11 protein-coding genes are annotated in these 17303 nt (G+C 41.0%); 1 reads left to right on the forward strand and 10 read right to left on the reverse strand.

The features are described from left to right. Positions 1-27 precede the first annotated feature (27 nt). The 6 genes from KZP23_RS21850 to KZP23_RS21875 all read right to left on the reverse strand — a co-directional run bounded on the left by KZP23_RS21850 (position 28) and on the right by KZP23_RS21875 (position 7164). A complete protein-coding gene (locus KZP23_RS21850; protein ID WP_226333932.1) occupies positions 28-1347 on the reverse strand; it encodes a nucleotide sugar dehydrogenase in 1320 nt (439 codons plus the stop codon). 94 nt (positions 1348-1441) lie between these two features. After that, the gene (locus tag KZP23_RS21855) at positions 1442-2560 is read right to left on the reverse strand and encodes a Wzz/FepE/Etk N-terminal domain-containing protein (RefSeq protein ID WP_226333933.1); all 1119 of its coding nucleotides are present in this window, start codon (positions 2558-2560) and stop codon (positions 1442-1444) included. Between the two features lie 125 nt (positions 2561-2685). Next, entirely contained in the window at positions 2686-3066 is a 381-nt protein-coding gene (locus KZP23_RS21860) for a four helix bundle protein (RefSeq protein ID WP_226333934.1), read from the reverse strand. 256 nt (positions 3067-3322) lie between these two features. After that, positions 3323-5914 (reverse strand): SLBB domain-containing protein, encoded by a 2592-nt coding sequence (locus tag KZP23_RS21865; RefSeq protein WP_226333935.1) that lies wholly within the window; start codon positions 5912-5914, stop codon positions 3323-3325. 124 nt (positions 5915-6038) lie between these two features. After that, positions 6039-6401, reverse strand: coding sequence for a four helix bundle protein (locus tag KZP23_RS21870; protein ID WP_226333936.1), 363 nt, complete (start codon positions 6399-6401; stop codon positions 6039-6041). 250 nt (positions 6402-6651) lie between these two features. Then, the gene (locus KZP23_RS21875; RefSeq protein ID WP_226333937.1) at positions 6652-7164 is read right to left on the reverse strand and encodes a helix-turn-helix domain-containing protein; all 513 of its coding nucleotides are present in this window, start codon (positions 7162-7164) and stop codon (positions 6652-6654) included. 988 nt (positions 7165-8152) lie between these two features. Between KZP23_RS21875 and KZP23_RS21880 the strand changes: the two genes are divergently transcribed. Beyond that, positions 8153-9682, forward strand: coding sequence for an IS1182 family transposase (locus KZP23_RS21880; protein ID WP_226333938.1), 1530 nt, complete (start codon positions 8153-8155; stop codon positions 9680-9682). A 260-nt stretch (positions 9683-9942) separates the two neighbouring features. Here KZP23_RS21880 and KZP23_RS21885 read toward each other — a convergent pair whose 3' ends face one another. The 4 genes from KZP23_RS21885 to KZP23_RS21900 form a co-directional block, all read right to left on the reverse strand. After that, a complete protein-coding gene (locus KZP23_RS21885; protein WP_317198026.1) occupies positions 9943-11259 on the reverse strand; it encodes a nucleotide sugar dehydrogenase in 1317 nt (438 codons plus the stop codon). Positions 11260-12162: 903 nt separating this feature from the next. Further along, the gene (locus tag KZP23_RS21890; protein WP_226333939.1) at positions 12163-13161 is read right to left on the reverse strand and encodes a mannose-1-phosphate guanylyltransferase; all 999 of its coding nucleotides are present in this window, start codon (positions 13159-13161) and stop codon (positions 12163-12165) included. Between the two features lie 169 nt (positions 13162-13330). After that, positions 13331-14416 (reverse strand): SDR family oxidoreductase, encoded by a 1086-nt coding sequence (locus tag KZP23_RS21895; protein ID WP_226333940.1) that lies wholly within the window; start codon positions 14414-14416, stop codon positions 13331-13333. Between the two features lie 421 nt (positions 14417-14837). Next, on the reverse strand, positions 14838-16154 hold the full coding sequence (locus tag KZP23_RS21900; protein ID WP_226333941.1) for a UDP-glucose dehydrogenase family protein: 1317 nt from the start codon (positions 16152-16154) through the stop codon (positions 14838-14840). Positions 16155-17303 lie beyond the last annotated feature (1149 nt).

A 17303-nucleotide genomic window follows, 5' to 3' on the forward strand; every position in this document is an offset into this window, starting at 1 on the left:
TTCAAAAAATTCCATCTAGATAAAAAATCAAAGCCTTCCATCTACTAACTCTTTTGCATAAAACGCCTTGGTATCATATAGTACCGTACGGCCGTTTGATTTGATGGCTTCTAAGTCCATATCGCAGAATTCCTTATGTCCTACCGCCAAGATAATAGAATCGTATTTACCTAAATTTCCCTTAGAGGTTAATGATAAACCATATTCTTCCTGTACCTCTTCGGTTGAAGCCCAAGGATCGTATACATCTACTTCCAATCCAAACTGGTTTAATTCTTTGTAGATATCGATTACCCTTGTATTACGGATATCAGGACAATTCTCTTTAAAGGTAAAACCTAAGATCAAAGCCTTACTTCCCTTAATAGTCTTGCCTTTCTGGATCATTAATTTGATCACCTTATTGGCCACAAACATCCCCATATTATCATTCACCCTTCTTCCAGAAAGAATGACTGCTGGATGATATCCAGTTTGTTCTGCTTTATGTGCCAAATAATAAGGATCCACGCCAATACAGTGTCCTCCTACTAAGCCTGGCTTATACTTTAAGAAATTCCACTTAGTTCCAGCTGCTTCCAATACCTCATTCGTATCAATTCCTAAACGGTCAAATATCAAGGCCAATTCATTGACAAAGGATATATTCACATCCCTTTGGGCATTTTCTATCGCTTTAGAAGCTTCGGCAACCTTAATACATGAAGCCTTATAAGTGCCTGCTTCAATAATAGAAGCATACAGATCATTCACAAAATCTGCTACCTCGGGAGTAGAACCTGAGGTTACTTTTTTGATTTTGGTCAAGGTATTCACCTTGTCTCCAGGATTAATTCGCTCAGGAGAATATCCACAATAGAAATCCTCGTTAAATATCAATCCAGATTCCTTTTCCAACACCGGCACACAATCCTCTTCTGTACATCCCGGATAGGTGGTGGATTCATAAATCACCACATCCCCCTTTTTTAAAACTTTCCCCAACATGGTACTAGCTGCAATCAATGGCTGAAGATCCGGGGTCTTATGTTCATTGATAGGAGTGGGAACCGTTACAATAAAAATATTACAGGAAGATATAGCTGTAATCGCATTAGAAGGTAAAAATCCTTTACCTTTTTGATCCAAATCAATCGAGGATTTCACTAAAGAAACTTGTAACTTTTCATCCTCCACTTCCAAGGTAAAATCATGTCCTTCTTCCAATCCCTTGATCCTTTTGGGAGAAATATCATAGCCCACGGTAGGGTAATGCTTTGCCAGCTCTACGGCCAAAGGCAAACCTACATAGCCCAAACCAATCACGGCTATTTTGGATTGATTTAAGGGTAAAAGCGGTGTATTCATATATTCTATCAATTATCGATGTTTTTTTAATCTTAATTCCAACAAAGTTAATAACAAACTTATCAGACAGTTTTACAGAGGATTCGTTAATCTATTAGACGTTTTTCCACTCCTCTTTAATACTGGACAAATATTCCGAACCGAACACTATCCCTAAGCCCAATACAGCACCTACAAAGGTAAAGACCACTAAAATCAAAGGTCTTCTCGGAGCAGACTTCTCAGCAGGTATGCTAATAGGCTGGATAACCGAAAAGATCGGTGTATCCTTACTTACCTGAAGCTTGGCCTGTTCCAGCTGCTTGGCCAGCTCTGAATAAACGGTGAATGCCAGGTTATATTCCCCCTCCAGTTTTTTCAGTTGGTTTAAGGCTACCGAGCTGGATATATTTTGATTCCTGTCCCTAAATCTTGCAAGTCGGCTTTGAATAAGCTCATATTCCTTTTGTTTTTCGTCAAAACGCTCTTTTGTAAACTTTAACTGCTCCTGTGCATTTTTTATTTTAAAAGTGATCACTTCTTTCTGAAGTAACTTCTCTGCATAACTGGCTAACTGGGCGGCTGCTTTTGCTTCCGGCATTCTAACTGATAACTCCACAAACCCTTCTTGATCATTAAATGATACGCTAAGCTGTTCACCCAATCTTTTAAAATGCTCTAATTCTCCCTGCGAGACTTCAATAATTTGTTCCCTATCTTCTTCTCCAGCCATTTTACTTTCACCTCCCCCCTTAATGATTCTGATAATTAGCCCAGGCAATCCAATGGTGTATTGCTTGATATAACCTAAAAGCCCCAGAGAGTAATACACTTCATAATATTCCTGATAAGTCACTTCTTGATCCATTCCCTCAAACTGTAAAGGTGCCTTTAACATGGCCTTTTTAAAAGGAATACTGCTTACAATTTTAGGATATAAAGTAGGCGGGATCTCTGATCCACCTCCAACACCTCCTAAATTTATCCCTGCCAAAGAAGCCAAGCCACCTAAGCTACCTCCCGGTTTACCTCCCTCAGAAGTCTGAGGCAAATAGGTTCCGCTAGCAGTAAATTCCTTAGGCGAAAGAATCGCCACCAACAATCCCAAGATGACAAAAAGTCCCACGATACGGAAAACAAGCTTCCTTTGATTCCAAACGGTTTTGGCTAAGGCGAGGAGATCGATTTCGTCGTCGGAATTCGGAGCTGTATTGTTGTTTGAATCGTTGTTCATATTTTATGATAAATATTCTTATGACAAGGTTATTGTTAATGTTATTCGGGATTTGTTATTCGGGATTCGGCGTTCAATCCCCGATTACTCCAATCCCCAATATCAATTACTCCAATCCCAATGATTCACTGTCTTTCATTTTGATTTCTCAAATATCGAATATATCCATTGATTAATTGAAGGCACTTTTCACAGTCTTTTCTAATTTGGGTTAAAATTGCATCATCGATATAATCCCAAGATTTGGCTTCCAAAGCATGATCTAAAATTTCAGCTACAGATCCCCGGGCATTCAATAAAAATTTAATATTTTCTTTAAAATGATACCTACCCCAGCCTTCTGCAATATTTGCCGTAGCTGATCTACTAGCCCTTAATAATTGACTGAACAATTCATATCGTTCATGCTTGGGCAATTTTGTCAATACTTCCTCTCTTATATACCACTTGAGTCCATCACATGCCTGCCAGCATTTCAATTCTTCAAATGATGTATAAGATCCCATATCTATTCATTGATAATTAATAATAGGAAAACTAAATTCTTCTATTCAAATCCCAAATACACCAATCCCAGATTACCAGCCTCCAATGCTCCAATCACAAATCCGGATTGCTCAAATACCAGATTCCTAATTTTCTAATCTCTATTACTCGAATCCCTAATCACGATTATCGATTACTCGAATCACTATCCCAAATGCGGAACTCCCACGACTTGCTCTCCTCGCTACTACCCAAAAGCCTCGGAATGACGTATTACTACTGCGCTATCCGGTCAATCAATATCGCCAAAGTCGCCAAACTTGAAGCTACACCAATCCAGTTAGTAGCGGACATGCCCTCTCTTACCGGCTTTTGTGGAACAATGATCTCTGCACCTGGTTCAATATTCGGATAGTTCTTAAAGAACAAAAATCCTTTGGTTCGCTGTACATCCCCATTGGCATAGACCACATAGGCCTTGCCTTTTCGGGCATTATCCGTAAATCCTCCAGCCTTGGATACATAATTTTTAAAGCTATCCCCTTTTTCATATCTGGCTGAGGTAGGGAATAAAACTTCTCCGCGCATACGCACGGTTTGCAATTCCTTCGGGATACTTAATACATCCCCTTCCTGTAAGATCAGATCCTGATCGGAACCAGGATGTTCCATAATATAGTCCAGGTCTATACCGATCAGTTCTTGGGTTCTAAATTCAACTTCTGCTACCCTGGAACTATCAGATGTTGCGACTTCTTTCACACGATTGATTTTAAATTCACCAGATGCCAAACCTTTTTGATTGGCCAAATCGCCACCCTTTTCTCCAATTTTTTGATCTATCCTAGAAAGAATATTATTCTCGGCCTCTGTATTCTTTCCATCCTCCTTCAGCAAATTATTCTTCACCTCTCTTAATTCAGCTGACTTGATCTCATTATCACTTTGAGGACTGTAAAACTCTGTACGCCGAATCAAAGTAGCCCCTTTGGTATAGGCAAAAGGATTAATCCCTCCTGCCCTTTTTAATAGATCAGAAATTCGCTCTGTGGCAGTAGCGATGGTATATTGACCAGGATAATTCACCTCTCCCTCTACGCGTACCAATTGCTCCCTTTGAAAACCAGGGCTTCTTCGAATAATCACATGATCAAAAGGATGTAAAACTACCTCTTTATCTGCCCCATTAATTTCTAAATTCTGATCAATATCAATGGTAAAGATTTCTGCGATCTGCCCATCCGTTCTATCTTTAACTCTTCTGGCCACCTCTATATAGGCATCAGAAGCCGACTCCTTAAATCCTCCTGCCTTTAACACCAAATCCTCTACCGTCATATTCTCCGCAAAGGCAAAGGCCCCCGGTCGATTGATCTCACCGGAAATCTTTACATAATACTCTTCGCTCAAATCATACTTACTCGGGATATGCAATACATCTTCCCTTTGTAATTGAATATCCTGAGCCGTACCGTTGACGACTGCTTTGACATCCACAGGAACAATCTCCAAAGTCATATCTTCTTGTGTTCTATAAAGCGTGGCACGGTTAAGAAATGCCTCTCCTCTTAAACCCTCTGCTTTATCAATCAGGTCTTTCACCGTCATCCCATCAAATAAAGCAAACTCTCCAGGATGGTAAACCGCTCCGGAAATCTGTACCCGATTTTCAAAACGGTTCAGTTTTTCTCCGACCAAATAAATATCCCCATCCTGCACCTTAAAGCTTTCAAACTGCTCTTGCGATATATCAGCCACCTTCCTTGCATCCTCAGAAACCCTTCTCACCCCGATACGTTGTGTATAGGCCTGGCTTTTAAAGCCTCCCGCATAGTGGATCAAATCCCTAATATCCTCATCCGCCTGAATTTCAAATAAACCTGGCCTTCTAACCGGACCTTGTACCTCAACCCGGGTCTGCACAGCGGGTACGATAATCACATCATTGTCCTGTAAACGGATATTTTGTGCTTGATTACCATTGGTCAAAAACTCATAGACATCCACTTCCGCTACCTGACGGGAATTCCTATATACTTTGATATTCCGAAAAGAACCTTCCTCATTAGGACCTCCAGCCGCGTATAAGGCATTAAATACCGAAGCGAAGGAGGGTAAAGTATAAGTCCCAGGATGGGCCAGTTCACCCGTCATAGACACCTGAATGGAACGGATATTCCCCAATCGAATCTGTAAAAAAGTACGGGGATTGGAACTGTTCAAATCTGAATAAATACTGCTCAATTCCTGCTTGATCCTTGCCGTAGCTGCGGATATACTAGCCCCTCCTACTGCAATGGGCCCCACATTGGGAATATACAGCCTGCCCTCTGGATTCACCGTCAAACTATATGACTGCTGAGAATCCCCATACACATCAATCAATAACTGATCCCCAGTGCCCACCACATAGCTTTCTGGGGTAGGGATATTCAGATTGGGAGAAAAATTCAGTTCCTTATGATGAAAAAGACCAAAACCATAGATCTTTTGCTGTTTCTCAGTTAATTTACTATTATCTCCATTAAAACTTCCTGCTACAGGAGTGGACACCATGCGCTGTGCTCCTGTATCCGCGGGGCTATTGGCTGACTGATCTACACCTCCACCAGCAGTCCCCAACTGACTGATCCGAGTGGCCAGCTTATTGGCTTCCATGGCCGAAAGCCCCCTTTCCTGTGCTAGAGTCGGAATTTGGGATTTTGAAATCCCTTGCTCCTCTGCCCTTTGTACAATAGCAGCAATCTGCGCATCCGACAGCTCATCCACCTTCACATTTTGGATATTGGATAAGGACTGGGCATGGAGCACAATCGCTGATAGCAGTAGTATTATTGTAAAATAAAAAGATTTGATATTAATGGACATACCTTATTGATTAGGAATGATGAATGTTAATATATAATTAGGAATGGTGTTATTGTCAAACTGTCGAACTGGAGGACTGTTAGATTAACAGTCGAATGGCGAAGGTCTAAGGCCGAAAGCTCGTTTATATGGCATTTATAAGCGCCTTTAACATTGAGGCTATCTCCAATCCCTCTGATTCTATTCTATTGAGTTGTGCTGTTGTAATCCAATTTCGTCTGTGGAAAAGATTAGCGAGTGTCACCATCTCATATAATGATCCACGACTATAATAGAGGAATTGCTTAAATTCCTTGTCTGTATTTCTACCTTTCCCCTCTGCAATATTTTGTGGAACAGAAGCAGAACAAGATTCGAACTGTTCAATTAATCTAAAATGCTTTCCTGGAGTATTCAATTCTTCAACAAGCTCTATACAATATTCAGCCAAATCCATCGATTTCTGCCACACCCTAAGCTCCTTAAAATTAAAATGTCGCTCACTCATCAATCCAGTACAGCTTACTACTATATTTAGACTTAAAAGCTTTTGTCCCCTAGCTTTTATCTTTCGGCTTTAGGCTTTCAACATTCAGCCTTCTCTATTAGCCTTCGCCCTTCAGCTTTAGACTCCTTTCTTTAGGCATTTGGCTTTTAGCCTTGCGCTTTCCGCTCCGTCCACAGCTTCGCCCGGTCAGTCACATTCTGTGCTTAGCGAGCAATTCATTTAATAAAAAAGAGTAGGGAAATCGCTTTCCTTACTCCGCAGCTTTATTATATAAAACTATGCCAGTTTGAATATCTTCTGCCAAAACCGTAAAACTCACTTTACGGTTGATCAAATCGGCTATGCGATTACCCAAACTGTCGAGGTATTCCTCATTCAATTCATTACCTTGGATCACTATATCAATAGTACCGGTGTCCAATCCATTGGCATAATCCCCCATCAAGACAACCTTGTGCACATCCCCCATCCTATCGAGTACCTCTTCCACCAAGGTGTCCAAGCCCAAATACTTGCGGACAATATCCTGCAAGGACCCAAATAAGGGATGCTGGGTATTCGCACTATAGCTGATTCGGTTCTTTTCAGACTCCTTCTGCAAGTAACCTGCTTCGGATAAATTATTGAGTTCTTTTCTTATGGCATTGGTAGATTCTCCAAACTCCTCGGCCAAACCGCGGAGATGGCTATGGTTGTCTGCGTTGATAAAAAACTTTACCAAAAGTCGCAATCTGGTCTTGGAAGTAATTAAAGAATCTAGCATAAAAAGAAGTCCTTCCCTAATGAGCACCAAAAGTACTCAGTCCTTTCAAAAGCGCCAAGCTTTTTCTGATTTTTTATTAAAAACCGTCAAAAATACACAAATGACAATATTGACCAAACAAGATTATCATATTGACAAAAACCAATCTTGTCAAAGACAGGAAAAAAGATGTATATAAAAAAGTGTTTTTGGGATAATTCCCCTTGTCATACCGACAAAGGAAGGATCTCCTTAGCGCAGCGCTGACTTGAACCTAACAAATCACAGGAACCTCCTGCCCCCACTCAAGAAATCTTCGTTGTCCCGTCAGCTGAGCTGCGGGCCCCAAGCAGGTCCGATTTTGCTCTACGAGCCTTAAATTTAGGAGTCTCCAGACTCCTCTTCGAATATTTCTAATGCTTTTCCAGATTTAAAATATGGAAATAATAACAAAGAGGATTTTAAATCCCCTCCTACTATTCTTCGACTTTTGCAAAAATCGAACAGCCTTTAGGCCTTAGACATTCAGCATTCGGCATTACTAAACTTCGTTGTCCCGCCAGCTGAGCTGTGGGACCCAAGCTGGTTCGATTTTGCTCTACGAGCCTTTAAATACAGGAGTCTCCTGACTCCTCTTCGAATATTTCTAATGCTTTTCCAGATTTAAAATATGGAAATAATAACAAAGAGGATTTTAAATCCCCTCCTACTATTCTTCGACTTTTGCAAAAATCGAACAGCCTTTAGGCCTTAGACATTCAGCATTCGGCATTACTAAACTTCGTTGTCCCGTCAGCTGAGCTGCGGGACCCAAGCTGGTTCGATTTTGCTCTACGAGCCTTTAAATACAGGAGTCTCCAGACTCCTCTTCGAATATTTCCAATGCTTTTCCAGATTTATAATCTGGAAATATTAATAAAAGAGGCTGTCTCAAAAGTAGATAGTTTAAAAGGCTAGTCGATTTCTCGGCTAGCCTTTCTTGTTTAACTCAAAAATGTTATTTTGAGGTGTGCAAAAACAAGACTTAAATGTAGCTTTTAAAGACTACAATCCCAACCAACTGATGTTTCTTCCTCCTAGTTTGGAAGAGCTTATTCCCGTCCATCATCCAGGCCGTATTGTTTACCAGATCATTGAGCGGATAGATCTGAGCGAGGTGTATAGCCGCTACTCAGAGAACGGATCTAGCAGTTATCATCCCAAGCTGTTGTTAAAGGTGCTGGTTTATGGATATTTAGAGAACTGTTATTCTTCCCGCAAGCTTGAAAAAGCGGTCCGGGAGAATATTGTGTTCATGTGGCTTGCCGGAATGCAGCGTCCCGATCACCATACAATCAATCGGTTCCGTTCAGAACGTCTCCGAGATGTGATTGGTGATATTTTTGCCCAGGTGGTACTGTTGTTGCATGAGGAAGGTCTTTTGGACATCAAAGAAGTGTACACCGATGGGACCAAGATAGAAGCCAATGCCAACCGCTACACCTTTGTCTGGGGCAAGGCGATCAAGAAGAGCAAGGAACGGATCAGTTCCCAGCTTCAGGAACTTTGGAACTATGCCGGTTCGGTAGCCTCTGCTGAGTTGGGGACAGAAGAACCCGACTTTGTAAATCCGAATGCAGAGAACGTTTCCCGGACCATCGAAAAGATCAATCAGGCGCTGGAAGGGAAAGCCGTTGACAAGAAGGTGAAACAGAAGTTGGGTTATGCCCAAAAGAACTGGCCAGCCAAACTGGAAGAATATGCCCAGAAAGAGGAAGTACTGGCTGGACGGAACAGTTATTCCAAAACAGATCCGGATGCCACGTTCATGAGGATGAAAGAAGACCATATGAGAAATGGCCAACTTAAACCAGCCTACAACCTTCAACTCAGCACCCATGGACGGTTCGTGGTCAACTATTCCCTGCATCCCAATCCCAATGACACCTTAACCCTGAAGCCCCATCTACATCAGTATTACGGATTCTACCCTTCCTGTTGTACAGCAGATGCTGGATACGGAAGTGAAGAGAACTATTGCTTTCTGGAGCAGAACCGGATCGAAGCTTACGTCAAGTACAACACCTTCCACAAAGAACTCCGTCAGGAATCCAAATCAAAGAAAGTCCATGGCTTGCTGGAAAACCTGTATTACGATCCACAGAAAGATCACTACATCTGTCCGATGGGACAGGCGATGAAACCCAGTGGGGAAAGTACCGGAAAAACCTCGACCGGTTTTGTCCAGCACTACCGGCACTATGCAGCCAAAAATTGCCAGGGGTGCCCACTGGCTGCTAGTTGTAGACCAGGGGCCGGTAACAAAACCCTCAGGGTAAACACCAGGTTACAGCAACAGAAGACAAGGGCAAAACAACGACTCACCTCTGAGCAGGGAGTCCAGAAACGAAGGCAACGGGCCACCGATGTGGAACCGGTATTTGCAGACTTCAAACACAACAAAGGGAGGGCAAGGTTTATGTTAAGAGGAGCCGAAAAAGTAGCAATTGAAACCGGATTGATTGCCATCGCCCACAACCTGGCAAAAATGGCCGGGTAAGAAGGAGCTGACGCCGTTTTTAAGTTCAAAAACCCTCTGATCCCCCAAGTTTAAACTGTCGCTTCAGAACAAAGAACCTAGAGCTGAATTGACCGTAAGTCAAAAAAAATAGAGGCCGATTAATGAAAATCGGCCTCTATTGGCTAAAATCGACTGTCCCACTTTTTTAACTCTTGTTTTGAGACAGCCTCCCCTACTATTCTTCGACTTTGCAAAAGTCGAACAGCCTTTAGGCCTTAGACATTCGCCCTTCGGCATTACTAAAGCCTCGCATCCACCTTATCCTTATCCAATACGCCCTTCACATCATACACGACCAAGCGATCAGATTTCTTAATATCCCAAGTTTTAAAAGATTGATGGGCAACGGCTAATATAATGGCCGAATATTTATCGGGATCAGGCCGCTCATCTCCCTCTAGCATCTTGATATTATACTCCCTTTGAACTTCTTCGGCATCAGCACAAGGATCATATACATCCACAGCAATATCAAAATTCCTCAGCTCTTCATAGATATCAATAACCCTGGTATTCCTTACATCCGGACAATCTTCCTTAAAGGTAAAGCCCAAAATCAACACCTTGGAATCGATCACTTTCAGGTCTTTGCGCATCATATGCTTGATCACCTCTGTGGCTACATATTTGCCCATGGAATCATTCAATCTCCTCCCAGCTAAAATAATTTCTGGATGATAACCAACTTCTTGGGCTTTTTGGGCCAAATAAAAAGGATCTACACCTATGCAATGCCCTCCTACTAGTCCAGGCTTGAAGGGTAAAAAGTTCCACTTCGTGCCTGCGGCCTGCAAAACTTCCTGCGTGTCTATATTGAGCAGATTGAAAATCTTGGACAGTTCATTGACAAAGGCAATATTGATATCCCTTTGGGAATTCTCTATCACTTTGGCCGCTTCAGCCACCTTAATGGAGGAAGCTTTATAAGTACCCGCAGTAATGATTGATTGATAAAGTTGATCTACAAATTCGGCAGCAGCTGCTGTACTTCCAGAGGTCACTTTCAAAATTTTGGAGATGGTATGCTCCTTATCCCCTGGATTGATCCTTTCGGGGGAATAGCCTACATAAAAATCTTGATTAAACTTCAGTCCAGAGCCATTTTCCAAAACAGGCACACATTCATCTTCGGTTACACCTGGATATACCGTAGATTCATAAATCACGACATCTCCCTGCTTTAAAAACTTGGCTACAGTCTTTGAGGCGGCTAACATAGGGCTTAAAACAGGCCTATTATGCTTATCCGTAGGAGTCGGCACGGTAATAATAAACACATTACAATCACTTAATGCTTCCGCATCATCGCTGGGAAAAAATCCAGGAGTATTGGAAGCTGCTGATTTATCCTTGATTAATACGGACTGAAGTAAATCATTTTCGACTTCCAGGGTATGGTCTATTCCCAAACCCAATTCATCAATACGTTTTTTAGAAATATCAAATCCAACAGTGGAGTACCTTTTGGCAAATTCAACTGCCAATGGTAACCCTACATAGCCCAAGCCAATAACCGCTATCCTGCTTTGATTTAACAAAAAAATAGGTGATGTCATACTTTTCTTCAATGGTGATTTTTAAACTTTGAATAAACAAAAGGCCAATGATCATCTCTCAAAACATTACCCTTCTGATATCGCAAAGGCTAGAATCCCTGACCAGGAAAACGCTCCTAAATCACTTAGCCTAATTCAATCGGCTAAATTATCAATATTATACATTGAAATTTAATTAAAGCCAATAAATTATTAATTACCTCAAGGAATTAAGCCTACGAGCTGGTCCGTATTTGCAATGCGGACCTTTAAATAATGGGAATTTGTAATGCCCTAACTCCGTTACTCCAAGTCTCTAGCGCAGCGTTAACTTGGACCTACTAAACCACTATGCACTAGAAGTGCATAGGTTTGTTCAAGAATGAAATTCTGATACTTACTCTAGGATAAAATTATCCTGATCGTCAGTATTCGAGATGTCACGATAGTGTTCTAAATACTCTTCGTTGTCCCGTCAGCTGAGCTGCGGGACCCAAGCAGATATGCTTTTGCTCTGCGAGCCTTAAATACAGGAGTCTCCGACTCCTCTAAGAATATTTCTAATGCTTTTACAGATTTAAAATATGGAAATAACAAAGAGGATTTTAAATCCTCTCCTACTATTCTTCGACTTTGCAAAAGTCGAACAGCCTTTAGGCCTTAGACATTCAGCATTCGGCATTACTAAACTTCGTTGTCCCGCCAGCTGAGCTGCGGGACCCAAGCAGGTCCGCTTTTGTTCTACGAGCCTTTAAATACAGGAGTCCCCTGACTCCTCTACGAATATTTCAAATGCTTTTCCAAATTTACAATCTGGAAATAATAATAAAAGAGGATTTAAAATCCTCTTCTACTATTATTCGACTTTGCAAAAGTCGAACAGCTTTTGGCCTTAGGCTTTCCGCATTCGGCTTCCCTTCACATTCAATCTACCAAATCCGGCTTTTCCTTTTCCAATTTCTCAAATACCTTCTTCACATCCTGCGCCTTTTCTTTTTGTAATATCAGAATGGCATCTTTTGTCTGTATAAACATCGTATTCTTAAGCCCTACAAACTCTGTATGTAAATCTGTGCCAATTACCATATTTCCGTCCTCATCCGACTGATAACCATGGTTTTCCAAATACTCAAAAACTGACTCAAATGAGCCCATATCAGACCAAGAAAATGCTGAAGGAACTACTTTTATTTTTGAAGACCGTTCCATCACAGCAAAATCAACTGAGGTAGAAGGTATTTTTAAAGATTTTTCGTAGTCCAAAAACACATCTTCAGCACTGTCTATCACTACCTTGGAATACTTCAGCACTTGAGGTTCAAAACGCCCCAATTCTTCCAAGAATACACCAGCTTTAAAACAAAACATTCCGGAGTTCCACAGAAAATTTCCTTTTTTCAAAAATCTCTCTGCAGTATCCAAGTTGGGCTTTTCCCTAAAGCTTTTCACTTCCTCTCCCTCTGATTCAATATATCCATAGCCTGTTTCAGGATGATCTGGCTTTAATCCAAAAGTGACAATATGATCCTTTTTTGCTAATTCAATAGCCCGATGGACACTAGCGGTATAATTTTCTCCCGCATCAATCAAATGATCCGATGGTGTAACAAAAAGGACATCCTCTGGCTTAGCGGATAGAGCGGCAAAAGCAATAGCCGCAGCCGTATTTCTTCTACAGGCTTCTACAATTTCTATATAATTAATTATACCTAGTCCCTCCAAATCTTTCCTAGATAACATAAAGTTGTTTTTATTACCAACTATCATCAACTCCTCACAAAAAGCTTGGTTTCTTTGTACCGTTTTTTGAAAAAGCGTATTACCCTCAAAGATTGGCAAATATTGCTTAGGACAACTCTTTCTTGAAAGGGGCCATAATCTACTTCCTACACCTCCCGATAATACTACATTAATAATTTTCATTTCTCTAAAAAGTTGTTTTACAAAAACTTTAAATTTCTTTAAATGTATATCCGAAATTGTACCAGTAAAGTTTGGCTGCATATCCAAATGATCGTTTTGATCGTTGGTAGCAGTTGCTTCGGTCTTCAGCCTTCTGACCACTTGAACAAAGGATTTAAGGCTACTGGCGTCATTGCGGATAATCAGTTTCTTTAATAGCTTTTAAATTATTCCAATACCATTCACAGGCCTTGGACAATCCTTGCTCTAAGTTATATAAAGGCGCATAGTCTAAAACTTCACTTGCTTTTTTTATAGAAGCCAAGGAATGGGGAATATCTCCTTTTCTTTTAGGTCCATAAATAATTTTAACATTTGTTATTTCTGGATCAAAGAAGGACAAATTAGATTTCAAGTTTCTGACCAAGTTATTTAGATTTTCTCTTTCCCCAAAGGCTACATTAAACACTTCTGAAACTCCCTTCTCCCTGTCAAAATGATCATCAATAGAACTATAATAAGCAGCAAGCTTTTCTACTAATTCCTCTTTTGGTACTTCAGCAGCCAATAAATTAGCTTGGATAACATTATCGATATAGGTAAAATCCCTGGAATTAGTACCATCACCATTGATCTTTGGAGATTCATGTTTGATCAATGAACATAGAAATTTTGGAATTGCGGCAGCATATCCTCCATCTGGATCCTGCCTTCTCCCAAAGACATTAAAATACCTTAAGCCAATAGTTTCTATTCCATATATTTCAGTGAAATTCTTAGCAAACAATTCATCCACATATTTGGTAATCGCATAGGGAGACAAGGCTTTTCCTATCTTATGTTCTTCCTTAGGCAAATCTGGATGATCCCCATAGGTGGAAGAACTTGCGGCATACACTAGCCTTTTTACCCCTGCTTGATGTGCAGCAAACAATACTTTCACAAAACCGCCTATATTCACATCCGTGCTGGTCATAGGGTCTGCTATAGAACGCGGTATAGACCCCAAAGCCGCCTGATGAAATACCAAATCGCAGCCTTCAACCGCCTTTTGGCAATCTTCATAATTTCTGATATCCCCCTCTATCAAAATAAAATCCTTGAATTGCTTGGCTTCTTCTAGGTTCTCCCGCTTCCCTGTAGAAAAATTATCCAAACAGACCACTTTATTCCCATGATGTAATAATTCATCCACCAGATTGGACCCAATAAATCCAGCCCCACCAGTCACCAATATCTTTTTCCCTGAAATGCTCCCTTGAGAACGAATATTCATTTACTTATATATTATTTAATAGTTTATCCGCAATTTTACCAGTAAAGATTAAAAGTGAATTAAAACGATAGCTTTGATAAAGTATCAGTTACTTCGGTCTTCAGACTTCTGTCTTTCACCCACTTAAGCAATGGCTTTTGCATCATTACGGATAATCAGAGTATTTAATCTGCATATCCGTGTCTTTTCACCTGTCCCCTGAGAAACGAAATATTCACCCATTCCTCATTAATAATTCATCATTCTTCATTGAGTTCTCTTCTTTCCTTTACTGCCCTACTTCAAGCTTCTCTAATGAATAGGAATCAAATTTCATAAAACTAGCTTTTAGAAACAACAGTCAAACAATTCGACGCTTCAACAGTTCCACAATCCAACAACCCCACAATTCGACAATTCACCAGTCCCACTATTCGACTTCTTAAACCCCTATCCCATAATGGGTAAAACCTAACTCCTTAAGGTATTTCCGATCATATATATTCCTGCCATCAAAGACCACTTTATGATTCAGCAACTTGCCCAAAGCACTCCAACTCGGTATCCTAAACTGTGACCATTCTGTCACCAACAATAAAGCATCCGCATCCACACAAGCCTCATAAGCATCTTTGCAATAAGTGACCTTATCGCCAATATAAACCTCCCTGGCTTCTTCCATAGCGATCGGATCAAAGGCCTTCACCTTCGCCCCGGCGGCCCTCAATTCATCGATAATGACCAGTGCAGGAGCTTCGCGAAGATCATCTGTATTGGGCTTAAAGCTCAATCCCCACATGGCAAAGGTCTTTCCGCTCAAATCATCCCCAAAATGCTGCTTGACTTTCTTCACCAAAACGTGCTTCTGGGCCTCATTGACTTCTTCTACAGCCTGCAGTACCCTAAGGTCATAGCCATACTGCTTGGCAGTCTTCACAATAGCCTTGACATCTTTGGGAAAACAACTTCCTCCATAGCCCACCCCGGGATAAATAAACTTATTGCCGATCCTGGGGTCTGACCCTATCCCGGCCCTGACCATATTGGCATCTGCCCCTACCAACTCGCAAAGATTGGCGATATCGTTCATAAAACTGATCTTGGTAGCCAACATCGCATTGGCGGTATATTTGGTCATCTCAGCGGATGGGATATCCATATAAATAATCCTGTCGCCGCTTAGCTGAAAAGGCTTATACAATCTTTTCATGATCTCCTCGGCCCTTTCATCCTCCACGCCAATAACGATCCGATCCGGTTTCAAAAAATCCTCAACGGCCGCTCCCTCTTTTAAAAACTCGGGATTGGAAGCTACGGCAAATGGCAAGTCGCTTCCCCTCTGGTCCAAAGCATCCTGAATGGCCTTTTGCACCTTACTTCCTGTAGTAACAGGGACGGTACTTTTGGTGGCCACTACTATATAATCAGACATGGTCCTGCCGATTTCATCAGCCACGGCCAACACATATTTCAAATCAGCTGATCCATCCTCGCCCTGTGGTGTCCCAACAGCAATAAAAGCGACATCCGAACCTTGGATGGCCTCTCCAAGATTAGTGGAAAACTTCAAACGACCACTTTCATAATTCCTGACCACGATTTCTTCCAGCCCAGGCTCGTAAATGGGCATGATCCCATTTTTCAGTTTATCAATTTTCTTCTCATCAATATCCACACATACCACCTCAATCCCCACATCAGCAAAACAAGCCCCGGAAACGAGGCCTACATATCCAGTTCCTACTACAGTAATTTTCATAGTTAACAGTTCAAATTAAGAAATTAAAAATAACATTTATAAATGGCATAACCGCTGAATTCAAAAGCCAAAGACAAAATTAAAAGCTATGCAAACTTTAAAATAAAGATTATCAGGTAATTTAACGAGAACAAAATTTCAATAAAGTACCAACTCATGAATTATGTTAATGGAGTGGTTCTTTTCGGGTATCAAATAAAGCCATAAAGCTTCCGGCCTAAACTTTTACCGCATTAAACAATCACAACAGCCCTGAAGGGGCTAAATATTATTAACTCCGGGTTCATCCCGGGGCCAGGAACAACTTAGTTGAGCGCTTTAGCCGCAAAGCCTGCCAATTGTGCAAATTAATTCCCGCTAAAGCACAAGCCTCCTTGAATAGTCCCTATCTTAAGCCCTTATAAAATCAGAAAGCTTTACCCTCAATTGAGGCATAAAACCCTTTTATAGCATATATTAAATTGAAGTTTCATTCACTCCATGTGTACAATGACCTCTTTAAAATAATTCACTTTAAAACCATCAATTCCATCCTTGCGACTTCCCTATTAAACCTTTAAAACAGCCCTGAAGGGGCTAAATATTATTAACCCCGGGTTCATCCCGGGGCCAGGAACAACTTAGTTGAGCGCTTTAGCCGCAAAGCCTGCCAATTGTGCAAATTAATTCCCGCTAAAGCACAAGCCTCCCTAGACAGCTATTCCCCTAGAACTTTAAGAAATTGAATACCAAAGATAAGTCAATAAAGGACCTAAAAAATCTTTCCAAAACAACCTAATATTTTCTGACCATCCATAACTTTATGCATAGACTAATAAAATAAAGGCATAATATTCTTCGAAATTCTTTTAGTAGGCTTTTGGAGCATTCGGTTTTGGGACAGTTGTTGGTGGCGTTAAGAAAATGAGTTAGCTCGCGAAGTGGAGGGACAAGCGTAAAGAAAACAGTCAGTGACTGTTTTTAGCGAGTAGCCAGCTTGCAGGGCAGGCCGTCTCTTTTACGAGGTCGGTTCCTCTTCCTAAAGAGCAGGTCCCGATCACCATCGATCCCTATATCCACTCATTTTTAGTCAGCAGCGACTGGTACAAAATCAAATTGAGAAACTTTAACCGTATTCCAATCTTAATTTGCTCAATTTGAAGAATGCTA

This window comes from Echinicola marina (genome assembly GCF_020463795.1).
Lineage (GTDB): Bacteria > Bacteroidota > Bacteroidia > Cytophagales > Cyclobacteriaceae > Echinicola > Echinicola marina.